This is a genomic window from Sphingobacterium sp. LZ7M1, assembly GCF_024296865.1.
Taxonomy (GTDB): Bacteria; Bacteroidota; Bacteroidia; order Sphingobacteriales; family Sphingobacteriaceae; genus Sphingobacterium.
Genome location: NZ_CP101134.1, coordinates 1,133,885 through 1,153,425, shown reverse-complemented (window position 1 = coordinate 1,153,425; position 19,541 = coordinate 1,133,885). Strand labels below are relative to the sequence as shown.

The 19,541-nt window shown below is 45.7% G+C and carries 9 protein-coding genes, 2 tRNA genes and 2 rRNA genes; all 13 read right to left on the bottom strand.

Annotated features, from left to right (window positions below):
* Positions 1-127: 127 nt before the first annotated feature.
* Positions 128-3,012 (bottom strand): 23S ribosomal RNA (locus NMK93_RS04830).
* Between the two features lie 195 nt (positions 3,013-3,207).
* Positions 3,208-3,281: transfer RNA gene (locus NMK93_RS04825), tRNA-Ala, on the bottom strand.
* A gap of 6 nt (positions 3,282-3,287) precedes the next feature.
* Positions 3,288-3,364, bottom strand: a tRNA-Ile gene (locus tag NMK93_RS04820).
* A 186-nt stretch (positions 3,365-3,550) separates the two neighbouring features.
* Positions 3,551-5,078: ribosomal RNA gene (locus NMK93_RS04815) — 16S ribosomal RNA — on the bottom strand.
* The 16S and 23S rRNA genes sit together here with 2 tRNA genes alongside, the layout of an rRNA operon.
* A 517-nt stretch (positions 5,079-5,595) precedes the next feature.
* Entirely contained in the window at positions 5,596-5,868 is a 273-nt protein-coding gene (locus NMK93_RS04810) for a hypothetical protein (RefSeq protein WP_254529905.1), read from the bottom strand.
* 118 nt (positions 5,869-5,986) lie between these two features.
* Positions 5,987-10,537: an efflux RND transporter permease subunit gene (locus NMK93_RS04805; protein WP_254529903.1), complete on the bottom strand. Its 4,551-nt coding sequence runs from the start codon at positions 10,535-10,537 to the stop codon at positions 5,987-5,989.
* A 17-nt stretch (positions 10,538-10,554) separates the two neighbouring features.
* Positions 10,555-11,661: an efflux RND transporter periplasmic adaptor subunit gene (locus NMK93_RS04800; protein WP_185218166.1), complete on the bottom strand. Its 1,107-nt coding sequence runs from the start codon at positions 11,659-11,661 to the stop codon at positions 10,555-10,557.
* Between the two features lie 115 nt (positions 11,662-11,776).
* Positions 11,777-12,142: a hypothetical protein gene (locus tag NMK93_RS04795; RefSeq protein ID WP_185210391.1), complete on the bottom strand. Its 366-nt coding sequence runs from the start codon at positions 12,140-12,142 to the stop codon at positions 11,777-11,779.
* 63 nt (positions 12,143-12,205) lie between these two features.
* Positions 12,206-12,391: a cbb3-type cytochrome oxidase assembly protein CcoS gene (ccoS, locus tag NMK93_RS04790; protein ID WP_185210392.1), complete on the bottom strand. Its 186-nt coding sequence runs from the start codon at positions 12,389-12,391 to the stop codon at positions 12,206-12,208.
* A gap of 9 nt (positions 12,392-12,400) precedes the next feature.
* Positions 12,401-14,797, bottom strand: a complete 2,397-nt coding sequence (locus tag NMK93_RS04785) for a heavy metal translocating P-type ATPase metal-binding domain-containing protein (RefSeq protein WP_254529901.1) — start codon at positions 14,795-14,797, stop codon at positions 12,401-12,403.
* Positions 14,798-14,812: 15 nt separating this feature from the next.
* Positions 14,813-16,177 (bottom strand): oxygen-independent coproporphyrinogen III oxidase, encoded by a 1,365-nt coding sequence (gene hemN / locus NMK93_RS04780; protein WP_254529899.1) that lies wholly within the window; start codon positions 16,175-16,177, stop codon positions 14,813-14,815.
* Positions 16,137-16,598, bottom strand: coding sequence for a lactate dehydrogenase (locus NMK93_RS04775; protein WP_185210395.1), 462 nt, complete (start codon positions 16,596-16,598; stop codon positions 16,137-16,139). The genes hemN and NMK93_RS04775 overlap by 41 nt, the downstream gene beginning before the upstream one ends.
* 261 nt (positions 16,599-16,859) lie before the next feature.
* Positions 16,860-19,421: an ATP-dependent Clp protease ATP-binding subunit gene (locus NMK93_RS04770; protein WP_185210396.1), complete on the bottom strand. Its 2,562-nt coding sequence runs from the start codon at positions 19,419-19,421 to the stop codon at positions 16,860-16,862.
* Positions 19,422-19,541: the final 120 nt, after the last annotated feature.

Below are 19,541 nucleotides of genomic sequence, written 5' to 3'. Positions count from 1 at the left end.
TTTTGTGACCATCGGCAGATGCATAAAGTCTCGATACTCGATACTAAATACTAACTGCTCAACAGCACATTGACATGTTATTGGAAGAAAAGATCAGAAAAAGAGAGAGGACAACAGGTCTATCCGCATTGGAAAGCTTCGGGCTATTAGTACCACTCGGCTTTGGTCTCTCAACCTTTACACCTGTGGCCTATCGACGTCGTAATCTCCGACGACCCTTGTGAGGAAGTCTCATCTCGTGGCTAGTTTCGCACTTAGATGCTTTCAGCGCTTATCTATCCCGGACGTAGCTACCCTGCCGTACACCTGGCGGCATAACAGGTTCACCAGCGGTCCGTCCAACCCGGTCCTCTCGTACTAAGGTCAGATCCACTCAAACTTCCAGCGCCCACAACAGATAGGGACCGAACTGTCTCGCGACGTTCTGAACCCAGCTCGCGTGCCACTTTAATGGGCGAACAGCCCAACCCTTGGGACCTTCTCCAGCCCCAGGATGTGACGAGCCGACATCGAGGTGCCAAACCTCCCCGTCGATATGAGCTCTTGGGGGAGATCAGCCTGTTATCCCCAGAGTACCTTTTATCCTTTGAGCGATGGCCCTTCCATACAGAACCACCGGATCACTATGTCCGTCTTTCGACCCTGGTCGACTTGTAGGTCTCACAGTCAAGCAAGCTTATGCCATTGCACTCCACGTACGGTTACCAAGCGTACTGAGCTTACCTTTGAAAGCCTCCGTTACCTTTTTGGAGGCGACCACCCCAGTCAAACTACCCACCAAACAATGTCTCCCGATTTATCGGGATTAGAAACCGAATACAGAAAGGGCGGTATTTCAAGGGCGTATCCGCGATTCCTGGCGAAACCGCTTCGACTACTCCCGCCTATCCTACACATCCTGTACCCAATTTCAATGTTAAGCTATAGTGAAGGTTCATGGGGTCTTTCCGTCCCGTTGCGGGTAACCGGCGTCTTCACCGATACCACAATTTCACCGAGCTCATGGCTGAGACAGCGCCCAGATCGTTACACCATTCGTGCAGGTCGGAACTTACCCGACAAGGAATTTCGCTACCTTAGGACCGTTATAGTTACGGCCGCCGTTTACTGGGGCTTCGATTCAATGCTTCTCCTTGCGGATGACATCCCCTCTTAACCTTCCAGCACCGGGCAGGTGTCAGGCCTTATACCTCATCTTTCGATTTCGCAAAGCCATATGTTTTTGCTAAACAGTCGCCTGGGCCTTTTCACTGCGGCTTCTCCATCGCTGGAGGAAGCGCCCCTTCTCCCGAAGTTACAGGGCCATTTTGCCGAGTTCCTTAGCCATGATTCACTCGAGCACCTTAGGATCCTCTCCTCGACCACCTGTGTCGGTTTGCGGTACGGGTCTTGATGACCTGGAGCTTAGCGGGTTTTCTTGGAAGTCTGCTTACCTGCGCTATCAGCGCCCCCGAGGGTTTGCTGTACTATCGGGCTTCGGCTGTACCGGCGGATTTGCCTACCGGTCCAATACCTTTGCCCTTCAACGAACTATTCCGTCAGTTCGCGGCAGTGTCACTACTCCGTCACCACATCGCAGTCATCAACAGTACGGGAATATTAACCCGTTGGCCATCGGCTGCCTCCCTTCGGATGCGCCTTAGGTCCCGACTGACCCTGATCCGATTAGCGTTGATCAGGAAACCTTGGTCTTTCGGTGGGCGGGTTTCTCACCCGCCTTATCGTTACTTATGCCTACATTTGCTTTTCCATCAGGTCCACCACAGGTCGCCCTGCGGATTCGCCCCCGATGGAATGCTCCCCTACCAGTGCAATAAATTGCAATCCATAGCTTCGGTACCGTTCTTGATGCCCGTTTATTATCCACGCCCGGCCGCTCGACTAGTGAGCTGTTACGCACTCTTTAAATGAATGGCTGCTTCCAAGCCAACATCCTAGCTGTCTGGGCAACCGGACCTCGTTAGTTCAACTTAGAACGGATTTGGGGACCTTAGCTGATGGTCTGGGTTCTTTCCCTCTCGGCCTTGGACCTTAGCACCCAAAGCCTCACTGCCGGCCATATCTAGCAGCATTCGGAGTTCGTCTGGATTTGGTAGGATTTGACTCCCCCGCACCCAATCGGTAGCTCTACCTCTGCTAGACTCCATGCCGACGCTGTTCCTAAAAACATTTCGGGGAGTACGAGCTATTTCCCAGTTTGATTGGCCTTTCACCCCTACCCTCAGGTCATCCGGAAACTTTTCAACGTTTATCGGTTCGGTCCTCCAGTACGTGTTACCGCACCTTCAACCTGCCCAAGGGTAGATCACAAGGTTTCGCGTCTACCTCGTCCGACTGTGCGCCCTGTTCAGACTCGCTTTCGCTTCGGCTCCTGGCCTTAAGCCATTAACCTTGCCGGACAAGAGTAACTCGTAGGCTCATTATGCAAAAGGCACGCCGTCACGGAATCGCTCCGCTCCGACCGCTTGTAAGCACACGGTTTCAGGTTCTTTTCACTCCCCTGTTCGGGGTTCTTTTCACCTTTCCCTCACGGTACTGGTCCACTATCGGTCTCTCAGGAGTATTTAGCCTTGCCAGATGGTGCTGGCGGATTCCCACAGGATTTCTCCGGTCCCGCGGTACTCAGGATACCACTATGCCTGTATTCTTTGCCTGTACGGGGCTCTCACCCTTATCGCGCAGTTTCCCACCTGCTTCCAGTTCATAGCACAGTACAATATCGTGGTCCTACAACCCCGGCCATGCCGTGACATGACCGGTTTGGGCTCTTTCCCGTTCGCTCGCCACTACTTGGGAAATCATTGTTATTTTCTCCTCCTACGCCTACTTAGATGTTTCAGTTCAGCGCGTTCGCCTCAATTGATGGCATGTCTTCAACATGCCGGGTTGCCCCATTCGGAAATCCACGGATCGATTCGCATTTGCCGATCCCCGTGGCTTATCGCAGCTTATCACGTCCTTCATCGCCTCTGAGAGCCTAGGCATCCCCCGTGTGCCCTTGTTTACTTTCTTCACGCTACCACCCCTTTTGCTAAGTGGTAGGTTGCTTTTGGTCCCATGCTTGCGCATGGAGCCTCTGTTGTCTTCTCTTGTTAATCTCTTTTCTTCCAATATGTCAAAGAACTCTTTATCCGAGCAGTTAGTATTAAGTACTTAGTATCTAGACCGTGACGGCCGTACATTTCCTTTACACTGCGCTCAGAAACGTGGAGAATAACGGATTCGAACCGTTGACCCCCTGCGTGCAAGGCAGGTGCTCTAGCCAGCTGAGCTAATCCCCCGTGTGATGGTAGTCCCGAGCAGATTTGAACTGCTGACCCCTACATTATCAGTGTAGTGCTCTAACCAACTGAGCTACGGGACTAGCTTATCTCTCTCATCTCTCGGTGTCACCGTTTGTCGGAAGCTTTTTGCAGATCGTCACTATCTAGGTTCTAGATACTAAATACTCACTACTAAATACTCCCCACAGGGTGGGCACTTTCTTCTGAATGTCTTTTTTTCTGTATAGATCATGTATGTGGCGCAGCTCCCCCGGAGCGGGCTCTAGAAAGGAGGTATTCCAGCCGCACCTTCCGGTACGGCTACCTTGTTACGACTTAGCCCCAATTACCGGTTTTACCCTAACACGCTCCTTGCGGTTACATGCTTTAGGTACCCCCAGCTTTCATGGCTTGACGGGCGGTGTGTACAAGGCCCGGGAACGTATTCACCGCGTCATTGCTGATACGCGATTACTAGCGAATCCAACTTCACGGGGTCGAGTTGCAGACCCCGATCCGAACTGTGAATGGCTTTTCGAGATTGGCATCACATTGCTGTGTAGCTGCCCGCTGTACCATCCATTGTAGCACGTGTGTAGCCCCGGACGTAAGGGCCATGATGACTTGACGTCGTCCCCGCCTTCCTCTCTGCTTGCGCAGGCAGTCTGTTTAGAGTCCCCACCTTGACGTGCTGGCAACTAAACATAGGGGTTGCGCTCGTTGCGGGACTTAACCCAACACCTCACGGCACGAGCTGACGACAGCCATGCAGCACCTAGTTTCCTGTCCCGAGGGACGGATGCGTCTCTGCATCCTTCAGTAACTTTCAAGCCCGGGTAAGGTTCCTCGCGTATCATCGAATTAAACCACATGCTCCTCCGCTTGTGCGGGCCCCCGTCAATTCCTTTGAGTTTCACCCTTGCGGGCGTACTCCCCAGGTGGATGACTTAACGCTTTCGCTTGGACGCTTACGGTATATCGCAAACATCGAGTCATCATCGTTTAGGGCGTGGACTACCAGGGTATCTAATCCTGTTCGATCCCCACGCTTTCGTGCATCAGCGTCAATAACGGCTTAGACAGCTGCCTTCGCAATCGGTGTTCTGAGACATATCTATGCATTTCACCGCTACTTGTCTCATTCCGCCGTCTTCAACCGCATTCAAGCACTTCAGTATCAAGGGCACTGCGACAGTTGAGCTGCCGTCTTTCACCCCTGACTTAAAGTGCCGCCTACGCACCCTTTAAACCCAATAAATCCGGATAACGCTCGGATCCTCCGTATTACCGCGGCTGCTGGCACGGAGTTAGCCGATCCTTATTCTTTAGGTACATTCAGCCCACTACACGTAGTGGGGTTTATTCCCTAACAAAAGCAGTTTACAACCCATAGGGCAGTCGTCCTGCACGCGGCATGGCTGGTTCAGGGTTGCCCCCATTGACCAATATTCCTTACTGCTGCCTCCCGTAGGAGTCTGGTCCGTGTCTCAGTACCAGTGTGGGGGATTCTCCTCTCAGAGCCCCTAGACATCGTCGCCTTGGTGGGCCGTTACCCCACCAACTAGCTAATGTCACGCGAGCCCATCCATATCCTATGAATATTTAACTGCCTCCCGATGCCGGGTTGCAGTGTCATGCGGTGTTAATCCGGATTTCTCCGGGCTATCCCCCTGATATGGGCAGGTTGCTCACGCGTTACGCACCCGTGCGCCACTCTCACCATCGGTAGCAAGCTACCGATGGATCCCGTCCGACTTGCATGTATTAGGCCTGCCGCTAGCGTTCATCCTGAGCCAGGATCAAACTCTCCATTGTAAAATGAAGTGTAAGACCAAGACTATTTATAAAATAGAATTGTTGTCTTGTTAAATGTTTTCCTCCCGCTCCGGGATACCTGAATAAATTGATTTCTTAAATCTTTTCTTGTTCAGCTACCGTACTCTCGTACGGGTCGCTGCGCTACATGATCATTTAAAGAACTTATCGCGCCTGGGCATCTCGCTTCGGCTTTTTTATGTTGTTTCCCTTCCGCATCGGAAGGTCGCAATCTGTCATTTTCTTTCGCTCCGGACATCGCGTCCCTCGCTGTTTCCCTTGGTTGGGACTGCAAAGGTAGGAACCTTTTTCGAAACCGCAAAATCTTTTTTCAAATATTTTTTGAGGCCCTTTTCTCGGTGGTTTCGGTCGTGCCGGTCGCGGCCCTTCCTCATCCCTTTTCCTTCCCGTGTTTCAGTGGCCGTTAGGCCGTCCCTCCCTTGCGGAGTGGTGCAAAGATAGGGACAAAATACGTTCACTTCCAAGGGGGAGGCCAAAGTATTTTTACCGCCGCCAGCTAACTCGCTGTAGCATTGCCAGATAATTTTTCCAAAAGACGGGTCTGAACCAGGATTAGAGGGATGGGAGGATGGACCAAGAACATGGAAAGGACCAGGATGGAAAGGATACGAGGATGGACCAGGACAGGAAGGGAATCCCGGTCCAACATCCTCCCCTTTCCACCTGACCTCATTCGACCCACATTCCGAAAATTCGCAACGCGAGCGACCAAATCCCCAATGCGCCCTCGGGTACGCTCCGGCCGGTTTACCTGTTCTCTGCGGACCATTCCCGAACATGCCCCGAACGAGTCCCGAAGGAGACAACCAAAAAAACACCTCAAAATCGATCCAAAAAAAAATGGGTGGACCGAAGTCCACCCACACCATCTATTTTACTTTACCCATTTATTGCCATCCACCACCTAAGGCTTTATAGAGAACGACCTGATTCAGCATCTTCTCCTTGTTGATGTCCACATCGGCAACTTGTGCTTCGATCAAGCCTTTTTGTGCAGTGATGATATCCAGGTAGGTAACCCGGCCTGCTATAAACAGTTCTTCCGCAGCTCCGATGGACGATTCCAACGCAGCTACCTGATCCTTCACATGCATCGCACGAGCAACAATGGCATCTTGAGTATTCAAGGCCAGGGATACTTCATTGACTGCATTCAGGACGGTTTTTTCATATTCCAGAAAGCTTATCCCATAGGAGGCTTTCATTTTTTCATATTCCGACTTCAATTCGCGCTGCCTGAAGATCGGCATGGTAATTCCACCAAAAAGACCGTAGGTCACAGATTTGTCCAAACTGAAAAGCTTGTCAAAGCTGAAAGACTGCAATCCCAAATACGGAGAGATCGCCACGGTCGGCAAGAATGCCAAGCGGGTAGATTCCATTTCATGGAATCCTGCCTGAAGATCCATGCCCGCTTTGCGGATATCAAGACGGTTATTCAATAGCTCGTCCAGATTGCCGACGGTCAGGTCTTGGAACAGGAGATTGCTGCCAATTCCATTGCTATTCCTATCGATAGGTTGGTAGACCCTTCCCAAAAGGGAATTGATCTGATGTTCATAGGCAAGGATTTCCTGGGCTGCATGCGCACGATTAGCTTTAGATTGGGACAACAGTGATTTGAACTGCTGCACGGCCAACTCATCGGCACGGCCCGCCTCCTTCTGTGCTTCGATTATCTCCAGGGCACGTTCATGGAGCTTAATGTTCTCTTCATAGACCTGAATCTTTTCGTCTAAGCTCATCAATTCATAATAAGAAGAGGCTATCGATGAAATCAATTCCGTTTCGATCAGGCGTTTCAATTCACTTTCGGACATGAGGTTCAAGAAAGCAGCTTCTCTCCTATTTCTCAGTTTCCCCCACAGATCCAATTCCCAAGAAGAACGGACACCCACAAAATAATCAGGGATGAAAGGTTCCGGGATTTTCTCATCATCATTGAGGTTATCCGAAAAGTTGGAATCATAATTTCCGATTCCCGATTCCGTATAATGGCCATACTTTCTCAAGCCCCCTTCCACTGCAGCATCCAAACTAGGATACAGCGCAGATTTTCGGAACTTGAAATTAGCTTGTGCCATTTCGATCCTGTGGATGGCCTGACGGACATCCAGGTTATTTATCAATGCCGAATCAATTAAAGAAATCAATTGGGCATCCGTAAACACATTGCGCCAAGCTAAGCTTCCTACGGAGCTGGAATCTTTCATGACCTGATCGGCCTGTCCGGTCAAGGTCGGAGAAATATCCTTTTGTACCGTTGCTTTAGGCACTGAACAAGAGGTAATGAACAGCAGTACCGCTACAGCAACCGCAGCTTGCTTGATTTTCTTTTTCTTTTCACGTTTTGAGAAAAGAACGACCAAACCAGGAATTACGATTACCCCGATAATAGTACCGATAACCATACCTCCTACTGCAGCAGAACCAATGGTTCTGTTACCTATAGCACCGGCACCATTGGCCAGCATCAACGGGATCAAACCTGCAGCAAATGCAAAGGATGTCATTAAGATTGGGCGCAAACGTGCAACCGCACCTTCAATGGAAGCTGTCAGCACATCCATACCTTGCTTACGTTTCAGGTTGGCATATTCCACGATCAGGATCGCATTCTTACCCAATAGACCGATCAACATGACCAGTGACACCTGCGCGTAGATATTGTTTTCCAGACCAAAGACCTTAAGGAACAGGAATGCTCCGAACAATCCGGCAGGCAGACATAACAATACAGGCAAAGGCAATAAGAAGCTTTCATATTGAGCCGCCAACAATAGGTACACAAACACCAAACATAACAAGAAGATGTAGGCCGCTTGGTTACCTGAAATTTTCTGTTCACGCGTCATCCCTGACCATTCGATGGCATAACCCTGCGGAAGTTCAGCAGAAATGCGTTCTACGGCTTCGATAGCTTGACCGGAACTGAAGCCCGGGGCTGCCTGACCGGTGATCATGGCTGAGGTAAACATATTATAACGTGTAATCTGCTCCGGACCATAAACCCTTTCCATCGTCATAAAGGATGAGTAAGGAACCATTTCACCTTCTTCGGTCTTTACATATAGGTTCAACACATCCTCTGGACGTTGTCTAGCAAAGGCATCGGATTGCACCATTACCTTATACATCTGTCCATAGCGGATAAAGTTGGTCGCATATAAACTACCTAACAGGGTTTGCAAGGTGTTCATTGAATTTTCTACCGATATTCCCTTTTTGGCCGCCTGATCATAATCAATCTTCAGCATATATTGTGGGAAGTTAACATCAAAGGTTGTTGAAGCACTTTCGATCACCTCATCTTGCTCCAATTTAGTGATGAACTCATTTACGACTTCATTGGTCTGATTCAGGTCTTCATTACCGGACCTATCCAATAACCTCAGCTCGAAACCCGAGGAGTTACCGAACCCTGGTACGGTCGGTGGCGGGAAGAATTCGATTTCTGCATCGGCGATATGCGCAGTTTTCTCACGAAGGATTTTCATTACATCATCTACCGATTCATTTCTTTCATCCCAAGCCTTCAAGTTGATCATCCCCATACCATAGGAAGCACCGGAAACTTCAGTTACGATACTATATCCAGCGAGGATGGAAACCGTTTCTACCATTTCCAATTCTCTGGAAATCTTGTCAACTTCATTCAATACCGCTTCAGTACGGTCAACCGTTGCTCCGGGAGGCGTAGTTACTGCCACATAGATCATACCTTGATCTTCGGTAGGAATAAATCCGGAAGGCAGGATTGCTGCGGAACCCCAAGTTGCGATGAACATAATAACTAACCCTAATAAAGTGATTATGCGACGACCTGCAATCTTGGAAAGCAACCCTTTGTACCCTCCGGAAATTCTGTTATATACATTGTTGAATCCTTTAAAGAAACGATCCAACCAGTTATTGCTTGGTTTTTTATCATGCGGTGAACGCAGGATAATGGCACAAAGTGCAGGGGTAAGCGTCAAGGCATTGATACCAGAAATGACGATCGCAGCTGCCAAGGTCAGGGAGAACTGCCTATAGAAGATCCCAACAGGACCGGACAGGAAGGCGACGGGAACAAATACCGCTGACATCACCAAAGTAATAGCGATAACTGCAGAACCCACCTCGTCCATTGCCGCCAATGTTGCTTCCATTGGAGAAAGGTGTTCCTCCTCCATCTTGGCATAGACGGCCTCGACGACGACAATACCGTTGTCGACGACAATACCAATGGCGAGCACGAGTGCGAACAAGGTCAATAAGTTGATGGAGAATCCCATCATCTGCATGAAGAACAAGGACCCGATCAAACATACAGGAACCGCCAAGATCGGGATAATGGTAGCCCGGAAATCTTGAAGGAAAATGAATACCACCAAGAAAACGAGTATAAAGGCCTCCACTAAGGTGATCAATACACTGGAAATCGAGGCATTCAAGAAACGAGATACATCATACCCCATGGTATAGGTCATTCCCGGCGGGAAAGTGGCATCTTTTAATTCCGCCATACGATCCTTAACCCTTTGGATAACCTCTTGGGCATTCGAGCCCGGCAACTGCTTGATCATGATGGATGCCGATGGCCTACCATCCGTTTTGGATACCATTTCATAATCCAGGGAACCAAATTCCACATCGGCGATATCCTTGATACGGATAATCGAACCATCTACATTGGCACGGATCGGAATATTTTCATATTCGCTGATTTCGGTGAACTTACCGGGATAGCGCAATACGTATTGCTGCATATTGACGGTTTTATCCGAACTGATACCGGTCTGACCCGGAGCAGCTTCAATATTCTGCCTACGCAATGCCGCCACTAATTCTTCTGTTGAAATGGAATACGCTGAAAGACGGTCGGGTTTTACCCAAATACGCATGGCGTAATCCTTCATACCCATGATCTGCGCAAAGCCCACACCTTCGATACGTTTCAATTCCTTCAGGATATTGATATCGGTAAAGTTATAGATAAAGCGTTCGTCAGCAGTTTCATCATCAGTATACAGGTTCAGGTACATCAGCATACTGTTCACTTCCTTTTCGGTGGTCACCCCGGCCTTGATTACCTCTTCAGGCAATTCATCGAGCACGGTGGTCACCCTGTTCTGGACGTTTACGGCAGCGATATCTGGGTCAGTACCTACTTCAAAGAAAACTTGGATCAAGGTATTACCATTGTTTGTGGATACCGAAGACATATAAGTCATTCCTGCTACCCCATTGATTGCCTTTTCCAGCGGAATGGCTACCGCATTGGTACTTACTTCGGCATTTGCACCGGTATAGTTAGCCGTTACAACTACTGATGGCGGAACGATATCAGGGAATTGGGTAATGGGCAAGGTAAACAATGCCAATAGACCCAAAAGGGTAATAAAGATCGAGATGACCAGCGATAGCACCGGCCTCTTAATAAATTTTTCAAACATTAAATCTCGCTCCCTTCTTAGTTTTTAACCATTTTTGGTTGAATTACCATTCCATCACGAAGGGATTGAACGCCTTCATATACAACTTTAGCGTCAGCTGGCAAACCATTTTCTACGACATAATAATGTCCAACACGACGTCCGTTCTGGAAAGGGGTCATCTTAACGGTATCCCCTTTTAAGGTATACACGTAAGCTTTGTCCTGGATTTCGAAAACAGATTTCTGATGAACCAAAAGCAGGTCACCAGTTTGCACTGGCACACCGATCCTACCGGTAGCACCATGTTTCAATAGTCCATCAGGATTTTTGAATTTAGCACGAAGGGAAATTGATCCAGTACTGGCCTCGAATTCACTTTCAACGATCTCAGCAGTTCCTGTATTAGGATAGGTAGCACCATTTGCTAAGATCAACTGAACTTCTTTCTTGAAATTATTTCTATTAAAGGTAGAGTCAGATGCGATCCCTAGGTATTCCTGTTCAGAGATATCGAAGTACACGTTCATATTAGCCATATCTGAGATAGTGGTCAATAGGGACCCTTCTTCCAACAAAGAACCCTCTTTTAATTGGATTCGATCGATACGGCCATCAAAAGGTGCGCGGATCTGCGTATTGGACAATTTTGTCCTTGCTTGGTTCAAAACAGCTTCTGCTTCCCCAACTTTAGCATTAGCGGCACGTAATTGAACTTTCAATAGATCATATTCGGTTGAGCTGACGATGTTTTTCTGAACCAACTTCTGGGTCCTTTCCATCTCCAGTTCTACTTTTTTCACTTCAGCTTCAGCACTGCTGACTGCTGCCTGAGCTTGTGCCAAGTCAGCTTTGTATTCATCCGCTACCAAAGAGAACAGGACCTGTCCTTTTTTCACGAATGCTCCCTCATCAACAAAGATCCTATCCAGGAACCCTACCAAACGGGAGCGTAATTCCACATTACGTTGAGATTGGATATCTGCGATATACTCTTTGTACACAACAGTATCCAGTTGAACTAAATTAGATACGGGAACGACTTTAGGTGCATTAGCAGTTGTCTTTTCGTTACTGGTAGCAGTACAGGATGCAACTAATAATGCGCAACCTACTACGGGTAGTAGCATGCGTTGTTTTTTCATAGCAATATAAAATATGGGTATTAAAATAAAATAGAATACAATAGATGTTGGTTGTTACGCAGATGGCATAACAATCCCTATACTTTCAAAATGGAAAGCATATAAAAAATGGAAATTAGAAAGGACGGTATCTATACAAGAACTGGTAATAGCCAGGGAGGCATAGTGTCTTGGACAGATAAAACGGATGTTTTAAGGTTGATTTGATCCTGTAAAGTCTGGAAATTAACCAGTTAAAGATGAATACCAATGGTATTAACCCTAGGAACAGGGAAAGAATGCGATAATCATCGAAGATGATTTCAGGAAGGGCCTCGGAATTCACAGGATGTGTCAGGTTGAGCACCTCTTCCAATACGACTTCAACTAAGGTTTCGTTGGCTACCACATTCGCGGAACCAAAAAGGTCGATAGACTTTACCTCCAAGCATAGCACATTGAGGTATCCGAATAGCGCCAAGAAATGCAATAGTCGAAACATACGCCACAAAGATAAGCAAGGTGTTAAGCAAAAAGGTATTAGGAATGTAAAAAAACTGTGATTTTATTTTTTTGGAGCGGCTTGTTCAGTTTCTGTTTCCGGATTATTAGGTTCATCGTCAAACAAGATTCTTACGGAAGGGGTATATGTATCTTCATGCTGTCCGTTTTTGCTGGCCCAAAAGAAAGCTCCCAAAAAGAACAGTGCAATCAATACACTACAACCGATTAAGAAAAATATGATGTTCATAGTACAAAGTTAAATTAATTTTCTCCGTTTTGCATATCCTCTAGTCATCAAACTGGTGAATGAAATAATAGTAACGGTACTGATAGGCATTAAGATCGCTGCGAATAAAGGTGACATTGTTCCCTGAACGGCGAAACTAATACCGATTACATTATACAATAAGGAAATGATAAATGACATCTTGATGACCTTGACGGCATCTTTACTGAAATCAAAGAATTTCGGCAGTTTATGGAATGCCTCACCATCCAAGATGGCATCACAACCTGGCGAGAAATTATTGATATCGTCTGATACGGCAATACCGAGGTCCGCTTTCCTCAATGCTCCGGCATCATTCAATCCATCGCCCAACATGCAGACTTTTTTTCCTTGATGCTGCCATTCGGTAATTTTTTCCAATTTAGCCGCAGGAGTTTGGTTGAATAGGAGTTTAGCATTTGCGGGAAATATCATGCGCAATGCATCAGCCCTACGTTCGTTGTCACCAGAAATTAAATGCAGGTCATAATGCTCTGCCTTTAACTTATTGATGACTTCGGTAAGTCCAGTACGCCAAGATTGCTCTAGGGTGAAATATCCTTTCAAGGTATCATTGATCTTGACATATACAACCGACCCTTCTAAATCGACTTTGGCGGTATTCACATAACTGGCACTACCGATCTGTATACTGTAATCTTGATATTTTCCAGATTGTCCTCTTCCGACTACCTCTTCGTACTCTTCTATGTTCAACATCTGAACATCGCCCAACCATTTGATAATCTCTCTACTCAATGGGTGGTTAGAATTACGACATAGGGAAGCCAAGAGATTGCGCTCCATTGGATCCAGGGTTCCTTCGAAATACATACTGGATGCAGTAGGCGAAGAAATGGTTCCAGTTTTATCAAACACGACGGTCTCAATAGCTGCCATCTGTTCAATAGCGGCTGTATTCTTGATGTACAACTTGTTTTTATCAAAGATGCTCAATGCAGCTGAAAGCGTAAATGGCGAGCTCAAGGCCAATGCACATGGACAGGCGATGATCAGAACGGCCGTAAAAGCTCCCCAAGCTTTATCTGCATTTCCACCAACAATCCAGAACACACAGGCTGCAATGGCAATCATGAGAAGACCAATGGTGAAATATTTACTGATAAAACCTACAAAGGTTTCAAATTTCTTTTCATACTGCTTTAAGCTATCATTGTTCCAGAGCTTGGTCAAATAACTTTGGGATACCGCTTTGACCACTTCCAATTCGATAGCCTCTCCCATTTGTCTACCTCCAGCGTAAACCACTTCCCCCAACACCTTTTCAACAGGTTTACTCTCCCCTGTCACGAAGCTGAAGTCCACGGATGCATTGCCATTCAGCAAAATGGCATCAGCAGGAATAATTTCATTATTGCGGACCAAGATCCTGTCGCCAACCTGCAGGTCAGCGATCTGTGTGGGCTTTGCAACACCTTCATCCAATACAGTTACCGCAACAGGAAAGTATGAACGGTAATCGCGTTCAAAGGAAATATGGTAGTATGTTCTCTGTTGTACATATTTTCCGATCAGGATAAAGAATACCAAACTGCATAAGGTATCCATAAATCCAGGACCTGTCTGGGAAATGATCTCAAAGGCCGAGCGGAAGAAGAGCACAAAGATCCCGAGGGCCAAAGGCACATCAAGGTTCAGGCGTTTTTGCTTGAGGCTCAACCAGGCCGATTTGAAATAATCGGAGGCACTATATAATAGGACTGGGAGTCCGAATGCCAAGTTCATGTAGTTGAAGAAATTGGAATACTGTCTTTCAAACTCGCCCATACCGAAGTATTCCGGAAAAGAGATCATCATGGAGTTACCGAAACAGAAACCTGCCACGGTAATCTTTGCAATAAGTCCACTTTGGTTTATTTTCTTACCTTCTTTGACGACATCCTGAAGGGTGATCTTTGGGTCGTATCCGATCTTGTGCAATAGATCGACCAGTTCACGCAGGGAAATTTCGTCCTTTTTGAAGGTGATGCTAGCTTGTTTTTTCATGAAGTCCACCTGAGAGGTCTTCACGCCTGGATTCAATTTATATAGGTGTTCAAGCAGCCAGATACAAGAGCTACAATGGATAGCAGGTACATAAAATGTAATGATGGCCTGTTCATTATCCTGATAGTCTACCAGTTTGGCAATGATATTGGGTTCATCCAGATAGGAAAGGTCCTCCTTTTGTGCTTTTTGGGATTTCCCTGGATGGGTATTGTACTTATAATAGGATGCCATGTTGTTATCATTCAAGATCTGATAAACAGTTTGGCAGCCTAGGCAACAAAAGCGATGGTCTTCCAAGATATAGGCAGAATCCTCCACCGGATCACCACAGTGATAGCAAATTGTATTTAATTGCAGTTCCCCTTTTGTTGACATAATATAAATATAAGGTTAAATAGCTTGACTGAATAAATTGTCTCTTTCTTTTGTTTTTTGCAGGCGTTCATCAAATGCCATGCAGACATTGCGCAGGAATGATTTCCCTAGTTCACTGATCTGAACGATATCCTGATCTACACTCACCAATTCATCTGCGACCAAAGGTTGTAGGCGTTCGATGATTTTTTCATTTAGGGCAAAACCTTCTTTCAGCTGAACTTTACCACGGCACATCATATCCAGGATATATTCTCTGATGATCAGATCTTCATCATTTAGGATATGACCTTTCACGACCGGCAAAATGCCTTCGCCTATGAGTTTATGGTATTCCTCAACGGTTTTGACGTTTTGGGCGAATGCTGTCCAGGCATCACTGATGGAAGACACACCCAGACCGATCAACAAGGGTGTATAGCGATCTGCATACCCCATGAAGTTACGGTGAAGGGTTCCATCAAGGGAAGCGATATAAAGGGCATCATCCGTTTTGGCGAAGTGGTCCATACCTACATCTTTATAACCACTTTCCTGGATCATCTGTTTTCCCAGTTTATATAGATTTAATTTTTCTTCTCCCACGGGAAGGTCATGCTCAGTAAATCGGCGTTGACCAGGTTTGATCCAAGGCACATGGGCGTAACTATAGAAGGAAATCCGGTCAGGATTTAATTTCATGGAATGCTCTATGGTCATGCGCACGGATTCTGCCGTCTGTAAAGGCAAGCCATAAATCAAATCAAAGTTGATGGATTCGTAACCAAGACCTCTAGCATCTTTCATGACACGGTCTACATCTTCCACAGTTTGATGTCTATTGATAATAAATTGGACTTTTTCATCGAAATCTTGGATACCCAAGCTCAATCTCTTAAATCCCAAATCATAAAGGGTCTTTAAATGATCGTAAGTAGTATTTGCAGGATGGGCCTCGAATGAGAAAGAGGCATCTTGCGTTTTTTCGTTCCCTTCCAAGAGACCTGCGATCAAGCGGTGCAGGTTTTCTGGCGTAAAGAAGGTCGGAGTTCCACCACCTAGGTGAATTTCTGCGATCTTAAGGTTATCTTCCTTCAAGATATCTTTGTACATCTGCCATTCTTTGAGAAGGGAGGTAATATAAGGATCTTCGACTTGGTGGTTTTTGGTAATACGGGTATTACATCCGCAGTAGGTACAAAGGCTTTCGCAGAATGGCAGGTGCACATAAATGCTGATTCCCTGATCTTTGGACTTGTTAAAGTTCAAAGCCACTCTTTGGCGCCAATCGGCTTCATTAAAACGTTCGTTTTCCCAGAAAGGTACTGTTGGATAACTGGTATAGCGAGGTGCCGCTACGTTATATTTGTTGATCAGTTTGTTTAGAATCTCCGTTTCCATATCGTCTATATTTAACCTTTTTATTGCATTCCATTCTACATTGACAAGCCTCTCCCGTACAACCTCCTACCATCCATTGGGTAAGGTTCATGATGGTCTGCTTGGCAATTCCTTCAAGGGAGTTATCGAATGGGACGTTTGCAACGTGTATTTTCAATTCTCCGGCATAATCTAGGTCAATATGGTCAGTGGATCTTGAACGGGTGATAATATTTCTAATCCCAATTTTATAGAGTTCAAATAACATTACTCTATCCAACACATCACGATCAGAGATGATGACAGCCTCTTTGCCTATGGCATAGTGCATGGTACTAAAATTCAACTCGTTTGATATCAAAGTCAAATCATGTACCTTACCATTTGCCTTGGCGAGGTGCTCCTTCTCAGGTCCCAAAATGTTATATGCAATCACTCTCATCCCTTAAGTAAAGTAGTTATTGTTCCAAAATTAGCGTTTAGGCCCGCAGAAACGAATGCACTGCATCATGACAGAAAGTGATATAAATCATGTTTGCAAAGGAATTCGCCGGAAGGATTTTGGCAGGAGGAAGGTCCATGAGCTAGGAATTTTGACCTCTAATTATAATTTTGGTTGTAAAAAGGAGTAAAATCAGCAGATAATTATATAAAAAAGCGGCCTAAAATTGCTTTCAGGCCGCCATATTGGATATATTTTCTATTAATCTTTTTTCTTGTTGTTTTTGACATCAGAAGCAAGAGAAGAGTCATCGTCCTTTTCATTCTTTGCAGAAGAAACTACGATATCTTTCTTTTCATCATCATAATCTACCAAGATAGTCTCACCGGTCTTAAGTTCACCTTTCAGGATCTCTTCGGCGATTGGATCTTCAAGATACTTTTGGATTGCACGTTTCAATGGTCTAGCGCCAAAGTTGCTGTCATATCCTTTTTCAGCAATGTAGTTTTTGGCAGCTTCAGTCAAGTTAATTTTATGACCTAAACCTTCGATACGAGCAAATAAAGATCTCAATTCGATATCAATGATCTTGAAGATATGGTCTTTTGTCAATGAGTTAAACACGATTACATCATCGATACGGTTCAAGAACTCAGGGGCGAATGCACGTTTTAATGCAGTTTCGATAACCCCTCTTGAATGCGAGTCTGCTTGATTTTCTTTGGCAGCTGTAGTAAATCCTACCCCTTGACCAAACTCTTTCAATTGACGGGCACCGATGTTTGAAGTCATAATGATGATGGTGTTTCTAAAGTCTACCTTACGACCAAGGCTATCTGTCAACTGACCTTCATCCAATACTTGCAACAACAAGTTGAATACATCAGGGTGAGCTTTTTCAATCTCATCCAATAAGACAACAGCATATGGTTTACGGCGAACCTTTTCGGTCAACTGACCACCTTCTTCATAACCTACGTATCCTGGAGGCGCTCCGACTAAGCGAGACACGGCAAATTTCTCCATGTACTCACTCATATCGATCTGGATCAAAGCATCTTCAGAATCAAACATGAAGCGAGCTAACTCTTTTGCCAATTCAGTTTTACCAACACCTGTAGGACCTAAGAAGATAAAGGAACCGATAGGTTTCTTAGGATCTTTCAATCCTGCACGAGTACGTTGGATGGCTTTCACCAATTTCTGTACGGCATCGTCCTGACCAATGATCCTACCTTTCATGGATTCACCCATGTTCAATAGTTTCTGGCTATCCGATTGGCTAACACGTTGCACTGGGATACCAGTCATCATCGACACAACTTCAGCTACATTATCTTCCGTAACTGTATAGCGTTTTGTTTTGGTTTCTGCTTCCCAAGCGGCTTTTTCTTTCTCCAATTCTTCGATCAATTTCTTTTCAGTATCACGAAGTTTGGCAGCTTCTTCATATTTCTGACTGCGGACAACCTTGTTTTTCTCCACTTTAACTTCCTCGATTTTCTCTTCGATATCGATGATGGATTGAGGAACATGGATATTGTTCAAGTGTACACGTGATCCCGACTCGTCTAAAGCATCGATAGCTTTATCTGGCAAGAATCTATCCGTGATATATCTTGTGGTCAATGACACACAGGCATCAATAGCTTCTGGGGTATAAGTAACATTGTGGTGTTCCTCATATTTATCTTTGATACGGTTCAAGATTTCGATCGTATCGTCGATAGAAGTAGGTTCTACGGTTACTTTTTGGAAACGACGGTCCAAAGCACCATCTTTCTCAATGTACTGGCGGTACTCATCCAGTGTAGTAGCACCGATACATTGGATCTCTCCACGTGCCAAGGCAGGTTTGAACATATTTGAAGCATCCAAAGAACCAGAAGCACCACCTGCACCAACTATGGTGTGGATCTCGTCGATAAACAAGATTACATCAGGCGATTTTTCCAACTCATTCATGACCGCTTTCATACGTTCTTCAAACTGACCTCTGTACTTGGTACCAGCTACTAGCGATGCTAAGTCTAAGGTAACTACACGTTTGTTGAAGAGTACTCTAGATACTTTCCTTTGGATGATACGCAGTGCTAGGCCTTCAGCGATGGCTGATTTACCGACACCAGGTTCACCGATTAGAATAGGGTTGTTTTTCTTCCTACGGGAAAGAATCTGCGAAACCCTTTCAATTTCTTTCTCACGACCTACAATAGGATCCAATTTACCTTCTTCTGCGGCTTTCGTCAGGTCGCGTCCGAAGTTGTCTAGAACAGGGGTTTTAGACTTGATATCAGATACTTTTTTAGGTGAAGAGAACTGTGAATCTTCATCAGCGTATTCTTCGTCGCCTCCTGGAGGCGTACTGGAAGCTTCATCAGTGATGCCGGTGGCATTCTGTTCGACTTCGGTTTTGAATACGTTATATGAAACATTGAATTGCTGTAAGATCTGTGATGCGATGTTTTCTTCATCACGTAATATAGCTAACAGGAGATGTTCAGTCCCGATGATATCACTCTTAAAAATTTTAGCTTCCAAATAAGTAATCTTCAAGACCTTTTCGGCTTGTTTAGTTAGCGGCATATTACTAATTGGAGAGCGTGAAACGGAAGAACCTTTCACAGCATCCTCCACTGATTGGCGGACTGCGCCCATGTCAACGCCGATATTCTTCAATATCTTAATTGCCACTCCATCGCCCTCACGTATTAATCCTAGCAATAGATGTTCGGTACCGATATAATCGTGACGTAAGCGAAGAGCCTCCTCACGACTATATGATATAACATCTTTAACTCGGGGTGAAAATTTTGCTTCCATTAAATTCCTTTCTCAATTAAATTCGGGTGATCAACAGTATAAATGTACTAAAAATACAAATCACACCCATTTGTTATAAATATTTTTTATCAACAATTGCGCCACCAAGCGAAAACTATC